The sequence below is a fragment of the Halomonas sp. SS10-MC5 genome, assembly GCF_015992245.1.
Classification (GTDB): domain Bacteria; phylum Pseudomonadota; class Gammaproteobacteria; order Pseudomonadales; family Halomonadaceae; genus Halomonas; species Halomonas sulfidoxydans.
Genome location: NZ_CP065435.1, coordinates 3850359 through 3866272, shown reverse-complemented (window position 1 = coordinate 3866272; position 15914 = coordinate 3850359). Strand labels below are relative to the sequence as shown.

The 15914-nt window shown below is 66.9% G+C and carries 16 protein-coding genes; 6 read left to right on the top strand and 10 right to left on the bottom strand.

Translation table 11 applies throughout. The annotated features are described in order from the left end of the window. Window positions 1-91 precede the first annotated feature (91 nt). The gene (locus I4484_RS17990) at window positions 92-817 is read left to right on the top strand and encodes an MliC family protein (RefSeq protein ID WP_197448587.1); all 726 of its coding nucleotides are present in this window, start codon (window positions 92-94) and stop codon (window positions 815-817) included. Here I4484_RS17990 and I4484_RS17985 read toward each other — a convergent pair. After that, a complete protein-coding gene (locus tag I4484_RS17985; RefSeq protein WP_197448586.1) occupies window positions 814-1434 on the bottom strand; it encodes a metalloregulator ArsR/SmtB family transcription factor in 621 nt (206 codons plus the stop codon). The genes I4484_RS17990 and I4484_RS17985 overlap by 4 nt on opposite strands. A 160-nt stretch (window positions 1435-1594) precedes the next feature. On the opposite strand from I4484_RS17985, the gene I4484_RS17980 reads away from it, so the two are divergent. Next, window positions 1595-2173 (top strand): superoxide dismutase, encoded by a 579-nt coding sequence (locus I4484_RS17980; protein ID WP_197448585.1) that lies wholly within the window; start codon window positions 1595-1597, stop codon window positions 2171-2173. Window positions 2174-2361: 188 nt separating this feature from the next. Further along, complete coding sequence (locus I4484_RS17975; protein ID WP_197448584.1) at window positions 2362-2970, top strand: FMN-dependent NADH-azoreductase; 609 nt, start codon at window positions 2362-2364, stop codon at window positions 2968-2970. 3 nt (window positions 2971-2973) lie between these two features. On the opposite strand, the gene I4484_RS17970 is transcribed toward I4484_RS17975, so the two are convergent. Both I4484_RS17970 and I4484_RS17965 read right to left on the bottom strand, forming a co-directional pair. Next, window positions 2974-4041: a metal-dependent hydrolase gene (locus I4484_RS17970; RefSeq protein WP_197448583.1), complete on the bottom strand. Its 1068-nt coding sequence runs from the start codon at window positions 4039-4041 to the stop codon at window positions 2974-2976. Window positions 4042-4074: 33 nt separating this feature from the next. Beyond that, window positions 4075-4611, bottom strand: a complete 537-nt coding sequence (locus I4484_RS17965; protein WP_197448582.1) for a DNA-3-methyladenine glycosylase I — start codon at window positions 4609-4611, stop codon at window positions 4075-4077. 93 nt (window positions 4612-4704) lie between these two features. Between I4484_RS17965 and I4484_RS17960 the strand changes: the two genes are divergently transcribed. The 3 genes from I4484_RS17960 to I4484_RS17950 all read left to right on the top strand — a co-directional run bounded on the left by I4484_RS17960 (window position 4705) and on the right by I4484_RS17950 (window position 6177). Then, the gene (locus I4484_RS17960; RefSeq protein WP_197448581.1) at window positions 4705-5187 is read left to right on the top strand and encodes a DUF411 domain-containing protein; all 483 of its coding nucleotides are present in this window, start codon (window positions 4705-4707) and stop codon (window positions 5185-5187) included. 26 nt (window positions 5188-5213) lie between these two features. Further along, window positions 5214-5654, top strand: coding sequence for a VOC family protein (locus I4484_RS17955; RefSeq protein ID WP_197448580.1), 441 nt, complete (start codon window positions 5214-5216; stop codon window positions 5652-5654). 67 nt (window positions 5655-5721) lie between these two features. Further along, complete coding sequence (locus I4484_RS17950; RefSeq protein WP_197448579.1) at window positions 5722-6177, top strand: META domain-containing protein; 456 nt, start codon at window positions 5722-5724, stop codon at window positions 6175-6177. 71 nt (window positions 6178-6248) lie between these two features. Here I4484_RS17950 and I4484_RS17945 read toward each other — a convergent pair whose 3' ends face one another. The 7 genes from I4484_RS17945 to I4484_RS17915 all read right to left on the bottom strand — a co-directional run bounded on the left by I4484_RS17945 (window position 6249) and on the right by I4484_RS17915 (window position 15843). Then, window positions 6249-6995: a phosphatase PAP2 family protein gene (locus tag I4484_RS17945; protein WP_197448578.1), complete on the bottom strand. Its 747-nt coding sequence runs from the start codon at window positions 6993-6995 to the stop codon at window positions 6249-6251. Between the two features lie 83 nt (window positions 6996-7078). Continuing rightward, a complete protein-coding gene (locus I4484_RS17940) occupies window positions 7079-7861 on the bottom strand; it encodes a 3-hydroxybutyrate dehydrogenase (RefSeq protein WP_197448577.1) in 783 nt (260 codons plus the stop codon). Window positions 7862-7876: 15 nt separating this feature from the next. Continuing rightward, window positions 7877-9247, bottom strand: coding sequence for a TRAP transporter large permease subunit (locus I4484_RS17935; RefSeq protein ID WP_197448576.1), 1371 nt, complete (start codon window positions 9245-9247; stop codon window positions 7877-7879). Window positions 9248-9296: 49 nt separating this feature from the next. Further along, complete coding sequence (locus I4484_RS17930) at window positions 9297-9893, bottom strand: TRAP transporter small permease subunit (RefSeq protein WP_197448575.1); 597 nt, start codon at window positions 9891-9893, stop codon at window positions 9297-9299. A gap of 102 nt (window positions 9894-9995) precedes the next feature. Next, on the bottom strand, window positions 9996-11105 hold the full coding sequence (locus I4484_RS17925) for a TRAP transporter substrate-binding protein (RefSeq protein WP_197448574.1): 1110 nt from the start codon (window positions 11103-11105) through the stop codon (window positions 9996-9998). Window positions 11106-11365: 260 nt separating this feature from the next. After that, on the bottom strand, window positions 11366-12799 hold the full coding sequence (locus I4484_RS17920; RefSeq protein WP_234283718.1) for a sigma-54-dependent Fis family transcriptional regulator: 1434 nt from the start codon (window positions 12797-12799) through the stop codon (window positions 11366-11368). Between the two features lie 92 nt (window positions 12800-12891). Further along, window positions 12892-15843 (bottom strand): valine--tRNA ligase, encoded by a 2952-nt coding sequence (locus tag I4484_RS17915; protein ID WP_197448573.1) that lies wholly within the window; start codon window positions 15841-15843, stop codon window positions 12892-12894. Between the last annotated feature and the right edge of the window lie 71 nt (window positions 15844-15914).

Sequence of the window (15914 nt, the reverse complement as noted above, 5' to 3'; positions counted from 1 at the left end):
CGCTGCGTTCGCGGCGCGTGAAAGAGGCACCGGGCCGCAGGGCGTCGGTGCCTGTTATGCTGTGGCCGTTCGAACTCTTCAAGGAACTGTCATGTCGCTTCGCGTCCCTACCTCTTTCCCCCCGGCTCTTTTCCTGGCCGCCTCGCTGCTGCTGGGCGGCTGCGCCACTGCCACCGTCGATGGGGCGCGGCCTGCCGACAAGGTCGCCAGCACGGCACCGTTATTACCCTCCTCGCTGTTCCCGGGCGGCGCCGAGCGCTTCGAGGCCTGGCGCTGCACGCCGCAGCAGGACCTGGTGACGGCCTTCGGCGAGCGCGAACTGCGGCTGTGGTCGGCACATGGCGCCTATCGCCTGACGCCGGCGGTGGTGGCTAGCGGTGCGCGTTACCAGCAGGGGGAGCTGAGCTTCTGGAACCAGGGTGGGGAGGCGGTGGTGGAGAGCGCCAACGGCAAGCTCGACTGCCGCGCCGACATGGCGCGCACGGCGCTGACGCGCCAGCACCGCCCCGGGGTGATGTTCCATGGGCGTGGCAACGAGCCGGGCTGGAACGTCAACCTGGCCCACGACACGCCCGAACTGACCCTGGTGCTCGACTACGGCACGCGGGAAATGACGCTGCCCTATCGCGTCACCGGCATGGACAACGCCAACGGCCGGGTGGCGCTCGCCAGCGCCGCGGCACAGCAGCCCTTCGAGCTGCGCCTGGAAGCGCGGGCCTGCTTCGACGACATGAGCGGCGAGCCCTTCCCCGCCCGGGTCACCCTTACCATCGAAGGCCAGACCTATCGGGGCTGTGGTCAGGGCATTGCCCCTTAAACGCTCTCGATGCGATAGACGCAGCGCCGTGCGCCGCCCAGCACGTGCTCGGTGCGCTCGACGCTGACGTCTTTGCCCAGCACGGCGCGGAACACCGTCAGCTCGGAACGGCAAAGGTCGGGGCAGGTGTGCGCGGCGCGACAGATCGGGCAGTGGTTCTCGATCAGCAGCAGGCTGCCGTCCTCCTCGCGCTGCCATTCCGCCATGTAGCCCTCCCGAGTGCGGATCTCGGCCAGGCGTTCGACACGGGATTCCAGCGCCGTGGCGTCGCCCAGCGCGTCTCGATAGAGCGCCAGGGTCTCGCCCTGGCGCGCTTCGACCAGCTTTGCCAGGGCTTCGTCGCCGAGGGTGTCGCGCACGCTGAGAATCAATCGTGACGCCAGGTCGGCATGGCCATCGGGAAAGCGGGCGTGGCCGGCCTCGCTGAGCCGCCACTCGATGACCGGTCGCCCGACGCCGCCGGGAAGCGGACGCTGGGTCACCAGCCCCAGCCGCGCCAGCTTGTTGAGCTGCTGGCGAGCGTTTTCCCCGCTGGTACCGAGCATCTCGCCCAGGGCAGCGGCAGGTTGGGGGCCGCGGGTCTTGAGTAGCTGCAGCAGCCTCTCGGCGCTATCCATCGGGCTGCCGGAGGCTTTTCCATCGCGTTTGCTTGACATAGGGCCGGTTGGAATTAATCTAGTGATTCCTTGGAAAAATAGCGGCGGAGCCTCCTCAGGGCAAGTCGGGCGCCTTGGGCAAGCTCCGCTATACCACCGTGAAAAGCAAGGAGCCACCATCATGGCATTCGAACTGCCGGCACTGCCCTATGACAAGAACGCCCTCGAGCCGTACATTTCCGCCGAGACCCTCGACTACCACTATGGCAAGCATCACCAGGCCTACGTCACCAAGCTCAACGAGCTGACCGAGGGTACCGACGATGCCAACAAGTCGCTCGAGGAGATCATCAAGTCCTCTTCCGGCGGCCTGTTCAACCAGGCGGCCCAGGTGTGGAACCACACCTTCTACTGGCACTGCCTGGCGCCCAACGGTGGCGGCGAGCCGAAAGGCGCGCTGGCCGAGGCGATCAACGCCAAGTTCGGCTCCTTCGCCAAGTTCAAGGAAACCTTCAACGCCAACGCCGTGGCCAACTTCGGCTCCGGCTGGACCTGGCTGATCAAGACCGCAGACGGCGGCGTCGACATCGTCAACACCAGCAACGCCGATACCCCGATCGCCCACGGCCAGACGCCGCTGCTGACCATCGACGTGTGGGAGCACGCCTACTACATCGACTATCGCAACGCGCGTCCGAAGTACCTGGAGAACGTCTGGAGCGTGCTGAACTGGGACTTCGTCGCCCAGAATTTCAGCTGAGGCATGTGACGGCGCGGGTGAAGCCTGCGCCCTCGTGCAGCATCTCGATAGGCCTCGCCGTTAGGCGGGGCCTATTGGCGTCATAAAGTTTCGTATTTTTCGAACGAAAAGCGCGAAACTATACGCTTTTAATGGTAAAAATTGCACGTAACATGGCGATCAACACCCACCCTTCGAGGGAGATCGTCATGGTTAACCGTATACTTCTCGTCACTTCTTCCATCCTCGGCGAACAGGGGCAGTCCAACGCCCTGGCCAGCCACCTGCGCCAGCGTGTCGCCGAGCGCGACGAGCTGAGTCTCACCCACCGTGACCTGGCCGTCGAATCGCTGCCCCACCTCGGGCTCGAGGAGCTCTCCAGCTGGCAGGTCGCGGCCGAAGGGCGCAGCGCCGAACAGCAGGTGCTGGCCGAGCGCTCCGACAGGCTGATCGAGGAGATGCAGGCCCACGACGTGCTGGTGCTGGCGGTGCCGATGTACAACTTCGGCATTCCGTCCCAGCTCAAGGCCTGGTTCGACCGGGTGATGCGCGCCGGCGTCACTTTCCGCTATACCGAGCAGGGCCCCGAGGGGCTGGTGAACGGCAAGCGCGCCGTCATCCTGGCTGCCCGCGGTGGACAGTATGCCGGCACCGAGCTCGATACTCAGACGCCGCACCTCAAGGCGATGCTGGGCATGATCGGCATCGACGACGTATCGGTGGTCTATGCCGAGGGGCTCGCCATGGGCGAGGGGCGGCGCGATGCCGCGCTCAAGGAGGCCCGGCAGGCCATCGACGGACTGGTCGCCGGCCTGTAGGACTCAGCACGCCCCGGGCACGTTTGCAACCCAGCGCTCGGCAACGAAACGGCTCGTGCACAAGGGAGGCTGCGCATCGAGCATGCGACCTCCCAGCCGGCCGAGTGTGGCCAGGTCGGCGCGTGAGTCGGAGGCGACCAGTTCGGTGACCTCCAGCGGCCGCCAGGCTTCCCCCTCGCGAGCTGCCAAGGCGTAGCCGAAGGCATAGAACCCCGGGAAGCCCAGGCGCAGGTCGGTGGCGATGAGGGCTTCCCGCCCCTCCCATTCGCGTAGCTCGTAGCGAATGAAGGGACCGGCGAACCAGTCCAGCCGTCGGCCCTTTTCGAATGCCAGCGCGGCGGACTCGAATTCGGCGCCGCGGTGAAAGGTTTCCACGATCGGCGGCGTATCGCCATCCAGCAGGCCCACCAGGGCCTCGTGATGGCGGTCGCCGTCGATGACCGTCGCTCGCCACAGCAGCGTGTTGAACGGGGTGGGCTGCACCAGCCGTGGCGCCTCCTCGAGGCCACGCTCGGCGAGTACCGGTGCAAGGCGGTGCTCGACCACGCCCTTGGCGAGCATGGCGAAGAGCAGGTAGGCGCAGGAGAGCGACAGCCCCCAGGCGGGGCCGCGCCAGCCGTTGCCGCCGATCAGCGCGATGCCGATGCCTGCCAGCAGCGGCAGGGTGTAGAGCGGGTCGATGATGAACACTACCGGCCAGGCGCTGGGGCGCACGTCGAGCGGCCACCAGAGCTGGGTGCCGTAGGTGGTCAGGGCGTCGAGCAGCGGATGGGTCACCAGGCACAGCATGAAGTAGGCCCACCAGCGGCCCAGGGAAATGTCGCGGGCCGCGGCGAAGCGCCTGGCCAGCCCTGCCAGCAGCGTGCCGAGGCCGGTGAGCACGAACAGCGAGTGGCTGAAGCCGCGATGCTCGGTGACGTTGGCCACGGCATCGCCGTAGTCGATGAAGACATCGAGATCGGGCAGGGTGCCCAGCGCTGCGCCGAGCAGGATCGCCTTGCGCCCCAGTCGGTGGCCCAGCACCGTGCCGCCTACCGCCGCACCCAGAGCGGCCTGTGTCAGGGTATCCATGCGCTTGAACTCCTTGCGAAGATGCGCCGGGGCTCAGGCCGTGTGCCAGGCGGGGCGACAGGCGAGTATGCGTTGGTGGACGGGGCAGTCGTCGCGATGGGCGCCGGGCAGGTAGCCGGTGCTCATCAGGAACTCGCCGACGATTTCGGGGCCGGTGAAGCGAAAGGTGCGGCGGAACAGCTTGACCCAGTCGGCCAGCGGCAGTGGGTGATGATGATCGAGCCAGCCGGCGAAGCTGCCATACTCTTCGCGCAGGGCCTGGATCACGCTAGCGTTGTGAATCACCGCCTCGATCTTGAGCCGGTTGCGAATGATGCCGGCATCGGCGAGCAGTCGTGCGCGGTCGGTGTCGCCGAAGGCGGCAACCCGGTCGATGTCGAAGCGGTCGAAGGCACGCCGAAACGCGTCGCGCTTCTTCAGTACCGTCAGCCACGACAGCCCGGCCTGGTTGATCTCCAGCACGAGGCGCTCGAACAGGGCCGTGTCGTCCCCGACCGGGAAGCCGTATTCCTCCTGGTGGTAGGGGCCGTGCCAGGGGTGGCCGGGGGCCAGATCGCAATAGTGCGCCATTTCGGCTCTCTTGTGCTTGGGGTATTGGCAATTCGTCGGCGGCTTGTCACGATTCCCCTCACTAGGCGACGCAACGCATCGGGAGCCACCGACATGAAGATCCTACCCGCAAACCGCAAGACCCGGAAGGCAGCGCTGCTCACCGCCCTGGCGGGCGGCTTGCTGGCGGCCCACTTCAGCCTCTCCTCATCGGCCGCCCCCGTGGTCGAGATGTACCAGGACCCCAACTGCGGCTGCTGCTCGGCCTGGGCCGAACATCTCGAGGAGGAGGGTTTCGAGGTGCGCCGGCACAAGAGCGATGACATGCGCACGGTCAAGATCGAGCATGGTGTCACGCCGGAGCTGGCCTCCTGCCACACGGCGCTGGTCGAGGGCTATGTGATCGAGGGTCACGTGCCCGCTGCCGACATCAAGCGGCTGCTCGAGGAGCAGCCCGACGTGGCGGGGCTAGCCGTGCCCGGTATGCCGCATGGCTCGCCCGGCATGGAAACCGGACGCCAGGACGATTACGCCGTGCTGACCTGGCGCCATGAGGATCGTACGCCGGCCATCTTCAACGAATACACTCATGAGTGAGTGGGACACGACACAAGGAGGGGGTCATGCAGTATCTGCACACCATGGTTCGCGTCAGTGATCTGGACGCGTCGCTGCACTTCTATTGCGACCTGCTGGGGCTAGTGGAAGTCCGGCGCAAGGAGAACGAGAAGGGGCGCTTCACCCTGGTCTTTCTCGCTGCACCCGAGGACGAGTCCCGCTCCGCCGAGCTCAAGTCGCCTGAGCTGGAACTGACCTACAACTGGGACCCGGAGGAGTACGGCGGTGGGCGCAACTTCGGTCATCTGGCGTATCGCGTCGAGGACATCTACGCCCTCTGCGAGCGCCTGCAGGCGGGGGGCGTGACCATCAATCGGCCGCCACGCGACGGCCACATGGCCTTCGTGCGCAGCCCCGACGGCATCTCCGTCGAGCTGCTGCAGAAGGGCGAGGCGCTGCCGCCGCGGGAGCCCTGGGCATCCATGCCGAACACCGGCGCCTGGTAGGGTCGGGAGTGCCTTTGCGCCTGGCCGTGCGGCGTTGAATTCAGCCCTTGAGAGAAGAAGAAATTCCATGATGAAGACGCTTGTGGCCCGCCTGGGCCTGATGACGGCAGCCGCCGCCCTGCTGGCGGCGTGCGGCAGCCAGCCCTCCGAGCCGACGCGCCAGGAGGGCGAGCGTGTCGCCAGCGATCATCCGGTGGTGGGGCCGCGCTGGAACCTGCTGCTGGTGGGCACCGACGAGCGGCTCTCCATGCCCGAGACGCCGCATTTCACCGTTTCGTCAGACGGTCGTGTCAGCGGCAGCGACGGCTGCAACCAGCTCAATGGCCGGGTGCGCCTGGACGAGGGCAACCGCATCCAGTTCAGCGAGCTTGCCACTACCCGCCGCGGGTGCGCGCAGCTCGAGGATGCCAAGCGGGTTACCGGAATGATGGAGAACGCCTACCGCTTTCTTATCGACCATGATCGACTGGTGCTCTTCGGGCCGGACCAGCGGGTATTGGGCGGCTGGAAGAGAGCCAACTGACAGCCCAAGGAGCCCTCGACGCATCGACGCAAGAGGTCGGGCTGAAGCCCGCGCCCTTGCGGGCTAGCGGGCTAGCCCAAGCTCGGCCGGTCGGGTAACGCGCCTCGCAGCGTGAGCAGCCCGGCGCCGATCGCGCGAGCGAGTGCCGGGCCGGCCGGGGTGAGCAGGATCCACGGTGTTGCGATCAGGTTGATCGCCAAAGCGGCGAAGAACACGTCGCTGAACCAGTGGGCACCGCTGAGGATACGCGGGGCGCTGAGCAGGACCGCGAAGGCCGCGCTGACCAGGGCGACACGCAGGCCGGCGAAGCGCCACATGAAGGCGGCAAACAGGAACAGGTTGATGCCATGGTCGCCCGGGAAGCTGCTGGCAGAGCTGTCCTTGGTGGGCAGGTCGACCAGCTGCGTCACCAGGTTGACGTTATCGTAGACCAGGGTGGGGCTGGGGTGGGTATAGGGTATTGCCAGGCGCACCCCCTGCGCGATGAACACCGCCGCCAGCAGCATGGCGACGCCGATGCCGCCCCAGCGCAGCAGGCGGTTGGGGTGCCATGGGTCGCGGCTCATCGCCCACACGAAGAGGGCCAGCAGCACCAGCAGGCTGGCCACGTCGAACACGCGGGTGTTGAGCGCCGCCACGAACAGCACCCAGGCATCGTTGTCACCGCTCAGCCAGGCGTTGGTGGTGAAGAAGACGGCGTCGTCCAGTTCGGTCCAGAACAGCAGGCTGGGCGAGAGCCAGGACCAGACCAGCAGGGCGCCGAGCAGGTTGAACAGCAGGATACGGCCTGGACTGAAGATCGGTTCGAAGTGTGACATGAGGGGCACGCACGATGGAGATAGCGATGCCCCATTCTAGCGTAAGGGAACGTAACGGAACAGCGTTCTTTAACTTATCGTGACTACTGCATGTACCACCCGTGGCTGGCCACCACCGACTGGCCCGTCAGCGCCGCCGTAGGGAAGGCCGCCAGGTGCAGCGCAACCTCGGCGATGTCGTCCAGCGTGGTGAACTCGCCGTCCACGGTATCCTTGAGCATCACGTCGCGGATCACCGCTTCCTCCGAGATGCCCAGCGCCTCGGCCTGCTCGGGGATCTGCCTGTCCACCAGCGGCGTGCGTACGAAGCCGGGGCAGATCACGTTGGCGCGAACCCGGTGTGCCGCCCCTTCCCTGGCCACGCTGCGGCACAGCCCCAGCAAGCCGTGCTTGGCGGCCACGTAGGGCGCCTTGAGCGGCGAAGCGAGTTTGCTGTGCACCGAGCCCATGTAGAGCAGACAGCCGCCGCTCGGCTGACGGTACATTTGACGCAGGGCGGCGCTGGTGACCAGGAAGGCGCCGTCGAGGTGTACCGCCATCACCCTGCGCCAGTCGGCGAAGGACAAGGCATGCAGCGGCGCGATGTGCTGAATGCCGGCGTTGGCAATGGCGATGTCCAGGCTGCCCCAGCGCTCCACTACCGCGGCGACGCCAGTGTCCACCGCGCCTTCGTCGGTGACGTCCATGGCCAGTGCCATGGCGTCGCCGCCTTGCGCGCGGATCTGCGCGACGGTGGCCTCGGCGGCAGCCAGGTCGAGGTCAGCCACCGCGACCCTGGCGCCCTCGCGGGCATAGCGCTCGGCGATGGCGCGGCCGATGCCGCCGCCGGCGCCGGTGATCAGGGCCGTCTTGTCGATGAGTTGCATGTCCGGTCTCCGTTGTCAGTTGCCGCCATACATGGCGTTGGGCAGCCAGGTCGCCAGTGGGGCGAAGAAGAACACCAGCGCAAGCCCGAGCAGCTGGATGGCGACGAAGGGTGCGACCCCGAGATAGATGTCACGGGTGGTGATCTCCGGCGGGCAGACGCCCTTGATGTAGAACAGCGCGAAGCCCACCGGTGGCGTCAGGAAAGAGGTCTGCAGGCAGATGGCGAAGAGCATCGCGAACCACAGCGGATCCACCCCCAGGTTCATGACCACCGGGGCCACCAGCGGCAGAATGATCAGGGTGATCTCCACCCAGTCGAGGAAGAAGCCGAGCAGGAACACCACGGCGAGGATGGTCAGCACGATACCGGTCTCGCCGAAGGGCAGGCCGGTGAGGGCGAAGCGCACCACGTCGTCGCCCCCCAGCCCGCGCAGCACGGCGGCGAACACCGTGGCGCCGATGAAGATGGCGAAGATGAAGGCCGTGGTGCGGCTGGTCTGGTAGAGCGCCTGGCGCAGGGTCGTGAGGCTGAGCCGGCGGTTGACCAGGGCCAGCAGCATGGCCCCCAGCGCACCTACCGCGGAGGCCTCGGTGGTGGTGGCGAAGCCGGTGAAGATCGAGCCGAGCACGGCCAGTATCAGGCCCAACGGCGGCAACACCGCCCAGAACACCTGCAGGAAGGCGCGCGCGTCGAGCGGCTCGCGGTCCTTGGGCGCCGGTGCCAGGTCCTTGTTCAGATAGGCGGCGATCAGGATGTAGGCGACATAGAGCACGCCGAGCATCACGCCGGGAACCAGCGCGGCCATGAACAGCCGTCCCACCGAGGCATCTGAGGTGCCCATGCGGTCCGCCATCAGTACCAGCATGATGCTCGGCGGCACCAGAATACCCAGGGTCCCCACCGAGCAGGCGGTACCCACCGCCAGCGACTTGTTGTACTGGGCGCGCATCATCGGCCCCAGCGACAGCATGCCGAGCAGCACCACCGAGGCGCCGACGATGCCGGTGGAAGCCGCCAGCAGCACGCCGACGATCACCACGGTGATGGCGTAGCCGCCGCGCAGGCCGCCGAGCACGCGCACCAGCGAGGTGACCAGGCGCTCGGCGATGCCGGAGCGGTCGAGCATGATGCCCATGAAGATGAACAGCGGCAGCGCCACCATCAGTTCGTTGGCGACGATGCCGTAGATGCGACGGTCCAGCACGCCGATGGTGCCGCCCCAGGAGAACCACAGGTCGGCGCCGGCGAACTCCACCAGCAGGTGACCGATGACGGCGAAGACGAAGCCGATGCCGGCCAGCGACCAGGCCACCGGGAAGCCCAGCAGCAGCAGGCCCATGAAGCTGGCGAACATGGCCAGCACGAGAAATTGTTCCAGTCCCATAGTCGATCTCGCTAGATGAACGTGGCGTATGGCGGAGGGCGGCGCGCCGCTAGTGCCGCGGTGTGGTCTGGCGAAGAGGCCGGGGGAAACCGAACAGCAGCGTGGCGCAGCGCAGCGCTCGCGAGAACAGCGCCACGGCGACCAGCGTCAGGCCGATGGGAATCAGGGTCTTGATGATGAAGCGATAGGGCAGGCCGCTCGGCGCCTGGGAGCGCTCGCCGCGTGCGAAGGCGCGGTAGCCGTACTCGAACAGCGCCTCGGTCATCAGGTAGAGGATCGGCAGCGCCAGCAGCACGATGCCTGCCAGCTCGATCCAGGCCTGGGTATGCAGAGAGAACTTCTCGCGGATCACGTCGACGCGCACGTGATCGTCGCTGACCACGGCGTAGGCCAGGGTGAGGATCATGGTGGCGCCGAACAGGTGCCAGGAGAGCTCTTCCACCGCGATCGAGCCACGGCCGAGGATGAAGCGGTTGACCACGTTGGTCAGCACGACCGCCATGGTGGCGAGCCACAGCCAGGAGACGGCGCGGCCGAACAGCAGGATGGTCAGGTCGAGGCGATAGCTGAGGCGGTTGGTGGGCAATTCCGGCACGGAGTGGCCCTCCGGCCCCTGGGCAGAGGCCGCTGATTCGTTGACGCTCATGGGGTGACTCCGGGGCGTTGGGAACACGGGGCGGCCCCGCCTTACGGCGGGGGCCGCTGTCGCTTATGGCTGGCAGAGGCCGCCCGCTACCGGGCGGCCGGCTCAGTTCTCGAGATTTTCCGGGGCGTAGTAGGAGCGCGGCAGGTGGCCCTTGACGTGCCAGTTGCCGTGCAGCTTCATGAACTCGCGCTGGCTCTCGAGCACGCGGCCGAACATTTCGTCCTCGGCGGCGATCTCGGCCTGCACCTCGTTGGTCACCCGGCGCAGCTCCGACAGCACCTCGTCGGGCAAGACCTGGGCGTTGACGCCCTCCTGCTCGAAGTCGCGCAGCGCCTTGGGTGTTTCGATCTCGCTCTCGGAGTAGCCGTAGAGGGTGGCCGCACGGCAACCCATGTCGATCATCGCCTGGGTCTGCGGCTCCAGCGCCTCCCAGCTCTCCTTGTTGATCAGCAGGTGGGCGGTGGTGAAGGTCTGGTGCCAGCCCGGCATCACGTAGTTCTGCACGATCTCCTGCATGCCGAGGATGCGGTCCACCGCCGGGGCGGAGAACTCGGTGGCGTCGATGGTGCCGCGCTCCATGGCCTGGTAGAGCTCGCCGCCGGGGATCATGGTGACCGAGGCGCCCAGGCGCTCCAGCACGCGGCCGCCGATGCCGGCGAAGCGAATGCGCAGGCCGTCGATCTGATCGAGCGACTCCAGCGGCTCGGCGAACCAGCCGGCGGCTTCCGGGCCGATCATGCTGCACAGCAGCGGCTGGACGTCGTAGTCGGCGTAGATCTCCTCGAGCAGTTCCTGGCCGCCGCCGAAGTAGTGCCAGGCCAGGTAGGCGGGCGGCTCCATGCCGAACGGCGCGCCGGCGAACAGCGGCAGCGAGGGGATGCTGCCCTGGTCGTAGCCGACCCAGGTGAAGCCGGCGTCGTAGCGGCCTTCGGAGACGGCATCGAGGATTTCGAACGGCGGGATCAGCTCGCCCGGCTCGTAGTAGCGCAAATTAATGCTGCCGCCGGAAGCCTGCTCCAGCGATTCGCTGAGGAAGCGCACCGGCGTGCTCAGGCCGACCAGGTGCGAGGGAAAGGCGATGGGCACCTGCCAGCGCACCTGCTCCTGGGCTTCGGCGGTACCGGTGGTGGCGACGCCCGCCATCAGGGCGGCAGCGGCCACGCCGAGGGTGAGCGGACGTAGGCGAGCGGCGAAAGTGGGAGTGAACGACATGAAGGCTCCTTGGGAATTGTTGTCGGTACGACGCCTGGTCGATGCCTGGCGATGGGATGTTGTATGGATCGCCCTGCGAAGCGACCCTCAGCGCCGCTCGGGCGACGCATGCCACAACGCATTGCAGACTTCATGCCAGAAATAAAAAGAATCGTTAAATCAAAAAGTTGAGTTTTATTTAGGAGGGCGTGTTGCAGTGGCTGTCCGCTGATTCGGACAGTTCTAGACCTTGGTCGAAAAGAAATTTGACCGAAAACCGGTCAATTGTCTGGATTAACGGACAGTCTGGAGAGCTTGTCGTAGAGCACCGAGCGGGGAATGCCCAGCAGGCGGGCCGCGCGTGACTTATTGCCATGACAGGCAGCGAGGGCGTTGGCCAGCGCGGTACGCTCGGCTTCGGCGACGATCTCTCCCAGCGGACGAACGCTGGTGGTGGGCACCGCTGCGTCACCGGCCTGGGTGGGGAGACGCAGGGCGGCGCCCAGCTCCGGCACGTCGATGACGCTGCAGGCCTCGTTCAGGGCCAGGGTCTGCTCGAGCACGTTGCGCAGCTCGCGGATGTTGCCAGGCCAGTCGTGACGCTGAAGCAGCGCCACGGCCTCGGCGCTGATCTCGGCGCGGGGCTCGCCGCTCTCCGCCGCGATCCGGCCGAGCAGGGTCTCGCACAGAATGCCGAGGTCGGCCAGGCGGTCGCGCAACGGGGGAACCTGAATGCGCAGCACGTTGAGGCGATAGTAGAGATCTGAGCGGAAGCTGCCCTCGGCGACCATGGCTTCCAGGTCGCGGCTGGTGGCGGCGATCACGCGCACGTCGATGCGCTTGATCTCGTTGGAGCCGAGCGGCTCCACCTCGCCCTCCTGCAGCGCGCGCAGCAGCTTGGCCTGCAGCGCCAGCGGCATGTCGCCGACCTCGTCGAGGAACAGGGTGCCGCCGTCGGCGAGCTGGAACTTGCCCTGGCGGGTGCGCTTGTCGGCGCCGGTGTAGGCGCCCGGGGCGACGCCGAAGAACTCCGCCTCGAGCAGGTTCTCGGGCACCGCGGCCACATTGACGGCAACGAAGGGACTGGCCCCCCGCGGCGAGTCGCCGTGGATGGCCTGGGCCAGCACCTCCTTGCCGGTGCCGGTCTCGCCCAGCAGCAGCACCGGGGTGGCGCGAGCGGCGGCCAGGCGGGCGCGGCGCTTGACCTCGAGCACCGCGGGGCTGGCGCCGACGAAATCGGCCAGCGCGTAGCGTGAGCCGCGGCTTGCCAGGGCGCGCCGGGCCACCGCCAGGTCGTGCTGCAGGCGGCGGTACTTGCCGATCAGCGGCGCCAGGGGGCCCAGGTCGTCGAACACGATGAAGGCCACGGCACCGTTGACCCGGCCGCTGGTCGGATCGTGCAGCGGCAGCCGCGTGACGACCAGTTGCCGCGCCTGGTACTCCATGATGTCGAGCAGAATGGGCTGCCCGCTGCGTACCACCTCGGGCATGCGCGTGTGCGGGATCACCTCGCCCACGGGGCGGCCGATCACACTGGCCGGATCGTCGATGCCCAGCAGCCGACAGTAACAGGCGTTGATCCAGATGAGACGGCTCGATTCGTCGACCAGGATCGCCCCGGCGCTGTTGCGCTCGAGCAGCGGAAACAGCGGGCGGATCGCCTCGAGGGTCAAGCCCTGGCGGTGGCCGGCCATGGTGCTGTCGTCTCGAGGCATTCGTGTCGTCTCCTGGCGGCGGTGTCGGGCCGTTGATCAGAGCGCGGCGGTATCGGGCCGCTGATCAGAGCGCGGCGGTATCGGGCCGCTGATCAGAGCGCGGCGATCTTGTCGCGCTGCTCGAGCAGCAGGTTGCGCGCCGCCTGGTACTCCTTGAGCTTGCCGCGCTCCTTCTCGACCACCGCCTCGGGCGCCTTGGCGACGAAGCTCTCGTTGGAAAGCTTCTTCTCGATGCCGCCGATCAGCTTGTCCTGCTTGTCGATCTCCTTGGCCAGGCGGGCGAGCTCGGCATCCTTGTCGATCAGGTCGGCCATCGGCACCAGCACCTCCATGTCGCCGACCAGCTGCGTGGCCGACAGCGGCGCCTCGCTCGGGTCGTCGAGCCAGGTGGCGCTTGCGAGCTTGGCCAGCTTGGCCAGGAACAGGCGGTTGGCCTCGAGGCGCTCGCGATCGGCCGCCGAGCCCTTGGTCAGCAGGACTTCCAGCGGCTTGCCCGGGGCGATGTTCATCTCCGCGCGCACGTTGCGCACCGCCACGATCACGCCCTTGAGCCACTCGATGTCGCGGGTCGCCTGCTCGTCGATCTTCTCCTGCTCCGCCACGGGCCAAGGCTGCGCCATGATCGAATCGCCTTGTTTACCCGCCAGCGGCGCCACGCGCTGCCAGATCTCCTCGGAGATGAACGGCATCATCGGGTGGGCCAGGCGCAGGATCGCCTCCAGCACCCGCACCAGGGTGCGGCGGGTGCCGCGCTTGGCTGCCGCGCTGGCGCCCTCGTCCCACAGCACCGGCTTGGAGAGCTCCAGGTACCAGTCGCAGTACTCGTTCCAGACGAACTCGTAGAGCGCCTGGGAGGCATGATCGAAGCGGAATTCCTCCATCGCCTTGGTCACCTGGGCCTCGGTCTGCTGCAGACGCGAGACGATCCAGCGATCGGCCAGCGACAGCTCGACCTCGCCACCTTGCGCACCGCAGTCCTGGCCTTCGGCGTTCATCAGCACGTAGCGCGAGGCGTTCCACAGCTTGTTGCAGAAGTTGCGGTAACCGTCGAGGCGACCCATGTCGAACTTGATGTCGCGCCCGGTGGTGGCCTGGGAAAGGAAGGTGAAGCGCAGCGCGTCGGTACCGTGGGGCTCGATGCCCTCGGGGAACTCGTCGCGGGTGGCCTTGGCGATCGCCTTGGCCTTCTGCGGCTGCATCATGTTGCCGGTGCGCTTCTCGAGCAGCGCGTCCAGGGTGATGCCGTCGATCAGGTCGATGGGGTCGAGCACGTTGCCCTTCGACTTGGACATCTTCTGACCCTGGCCGTCGCGCACCAGGCCGTGGACGTAGACGGTCTTGAACGGCACCTCGTCCATGAACTTCAGGGTCAGCATGATCATCCGCGCGACCCAGAAGAAGATGATGTCGAAGCCGGTGACCAGCACGCTGGAGGGGTGGAAGGTCGCCAGCTCCGGCGTCTTCTCCGGCCAGCCCAGGGTGCCGAAGGTCCACAGCCCCGAGCTGAACCAGGTGTCGAGCACGTCCTCGTCCTGGGTCAGTCTTTCGAGCCCGAATGTGTCAGTTAATTGAGCAATGCCTTCTTCATTCAACACTCCGTTAACCAACAGGTTCTTGTTTTTGAGGTGTGTCAGCGCGATGGCATGCGTACCGCTCGTCGCTGCCATTTGCTCAAGATATTTCGCCGTTGCCTCGGCCTCGGTGCGGGCGACATAGACGTTGCCTTCGCTGTCGTACCAGGCGGGAATGCGGTGGCCCCACCACAGCTGGCGCGAGATGCACCAGTCCTGCAGGTCGCGCATCCACGAGAAGTACATGTTCTCGTAGTTCCTGGGCACGAACTGGATGTCGCCGTTCTCCACCGCGGCGATGGCGGGCCCCGCCAGGCTCTCCACGGCGACGAACCACTGGTCCGTGAGCAGCGGTTCGATGACGTCGCCGGAGCGGTCGCCGTAGGGCAGGGTGTTGTTGACCGTCTCGATCTGCTCGAGCAGCCCGGCGGCCTCCATGTCGGCGACGATCTGTTTGCGTGCCTCGAAGCGGTCGAGGCCGGCGTAGGCGGCGGGCAGGCTCAAGTCGATCTCGGGCAGCGGGCGGCCCTGGATGTCGAAGGCCTCGGCCTGGGGCAGGATCGCCGCGTCCTGGGTGAAGACGTTGATCAAGGGCAGGCCGTGGCGACGACCCACCTCGTAGTCGTTGAAGTCGTGGGCCGGGGTGATCTTCACGCAGCCCGAGCCCTTCTCCATGTCGGCGTGCTCGTCGGCGACGATGGGGATGCGCCGGCCGACCAAGGGCAGCTCGACGAACTTGCCGATCAGCGAGGCGTAGCGCGGGTCCTCGGGATTCACCGCCACGCCGGTGTCGCCGAGCATCGTCTCGGGGCGGGTGGTGGCGACGACCAGATAATCGAGGCCGGCATCGGTCGTCACGCCGTCGGCCAGCGGGTAGCGGAAGTGCCAGAACTGACCCTGCTGCTCGCGGTTCTCCACCTCGAGATCGGAGATGGCAGTGTGCAGGGTCGGGTCCCAGTTGACCAGGCGCTTGCCGCGATAGATCAGATCCTCTTCATAGAGGCGCACGAAGACTTCCTGCACCGCCTGGTAGAAGCCGTCGTCCATGGTGAAGCGCTCGCGCGACCAGTCGACGCTGGCGCCCATGCGGCGCAGCTGGCGGGTGATGTGGCCGCCGGATTCGTGCTTCCACTCCCAGACCTTGTCGATGAAGGCGTCGCGGCCCAGGTCGTGGCGGCTCTTGCCCTCTTCGGCGGCGACCTTGCGCTCGACCAGCATCTGGGTGGCGATGCCGGCGTGGTCGGTGCCGACCTGCCACAGGGTGTTGTTGCCCTGCATGCGCTTCCAGCGGATCAGCGTGTCCATGATGGTGTCCTGGAACGCATGGCCCATGTGCAGGCTGCCGGTGACGTTGGGCGGCGGGATCATGATCGAGTAGGGTTCGCCCTCGCCCGAGGGGGCGAAGCGGCCGTCGGCCTCCCAGCGCTCGTACCAGCGGGATTCGATCTGCTCGGGTTGGTAGGTCTTGTCCATGGGGCGTTCCGGGTCCAGAAATGATCGCCGCCGGGTCGTGGGGCCGGGCGGCGGGAAGTCGTCGAAAGCGT

What these genes read in the sequence shown, in the direction of transcription:
- I4484_RS17915 (WP_197448573.1), bottom strand. Translation starts at nt 15,843, where the DNA reads ATGGACAAGACCTACCAACCCGAGCAGATCGAATCCCGCTGGTACGAG.
- I4484_RS17930 (WP_197448575.1), bottom strand. Translation starts at nt 9,893, where the DNA reads ATGAGCGTCAACGAATCAGCGGCCTCTGCCCAGGGGCCGGAGGGCCAC.
- I4484_RS17950 (WP_197448579.1), top strand. Translation starts at nt 5,722, where the DNA reads ATGATGAAGACGCTTGTGGCCCGCCTGGGCCTGATGACGGCAGCCGCC.
- I4484_RS17925 (WP_197448574.1), bottom strand. Translation starts at nt 11,105, where the DNA reads ATGTCGTTCACTCCCACTTTCGCCGCTCGCCTACGTCCGCTCACCCTC.
- I4484_RS17965 (WP_197448582.1), bottom strand. Translation starts at nt 4,611, where the DNA reads ATGGCGCACTATTGCGATCTGGCCCCCGGCCACCCCTGGCACGGCCCC.
- I4484_RS17975 (WP_197448584.1), top strand. Translation starts at nt 2,362, where the DNA reads ATGGTTAACCGTATACTTCTCGTCACTTCTTCCATCCTCGGCGAACAG.
- I4484_RS17940 (WP_197448577.1), bottom strand. Translation starts at nt 7,861, where the DNA reads ATGCAACTCATCGACAAGACGGCCCTGATCACCGGCGCCGGCGGCGGC.
- I4484_RS17990 (WP_197448587.1), top strand. Translation starts at nt 92, where the DNA reads ATGTCGCTTCGCGTCCCTACCTCTTTCCCCCCGGCTCTTTTCCTGGCC.
- I4484_RS17955 (WP_197448580.1), top strand. Translation starts at nt 5,214, where the DNA reads ATGCAGTATCTGCACACCATGGTTCGCGTCAGTGATCTGGACGCGTCG.
- I4484_RS17945 (WP_197448578.1), bottom strand. Translation starts at nt 6,995, where the DNA reads ATGTCACACTTCGAACCGATCTTCAGTCCAGGCCGTATCCTGCTGTTC.
- I4484_RS17980 (WP_197448585.1), top strand. Translation starts at nt 1,595, where the DNA reads ATGGCATTCGAACTGCCGGCACTGCCCTATGACAAGAACGCCCTCGAG.
- I4484_RS17970 (WP_197448583.1), bottom strand. Translation starts at nt 4,041, where the DNA reads ATGGATACCCTGACACAGGCCGCTCTGGGTGCGGCGGTAGGCGGCACG.
- I4484_RS17960 (WP_197448581.1), top strand. Translation starts at nt 4,705, where the DNA reads ATGAAGATCCTACCCGCAAACCGCAAGACCCGGAAGGCAGCGCTGCTC.
- I4484_RS17920 (WP_234283718.1), bottom strand. Translation starts at nt 12,799, where the DNA reads ATGCCTCGAGACGACAGCACCATGGCCGGCCACCGCCAGGGCTTGACC.
- I4484_RS17935 (WP_197448576.1), bottom strand. Translation starts at nt 9,247, where the DNA reads ATGGGACTGGAACAATTTCTCGTGCTGGCCATGTTCGCCAGCTTCATG.
- I4484_RS17985 (WP_197448586.1), bottom strand. Translation starts at nt 1,434, where the DNA reads ATGGATAGCGCCGAGAGGCTGCTGCAGCTACTCAAGACCCGCGGCCCC.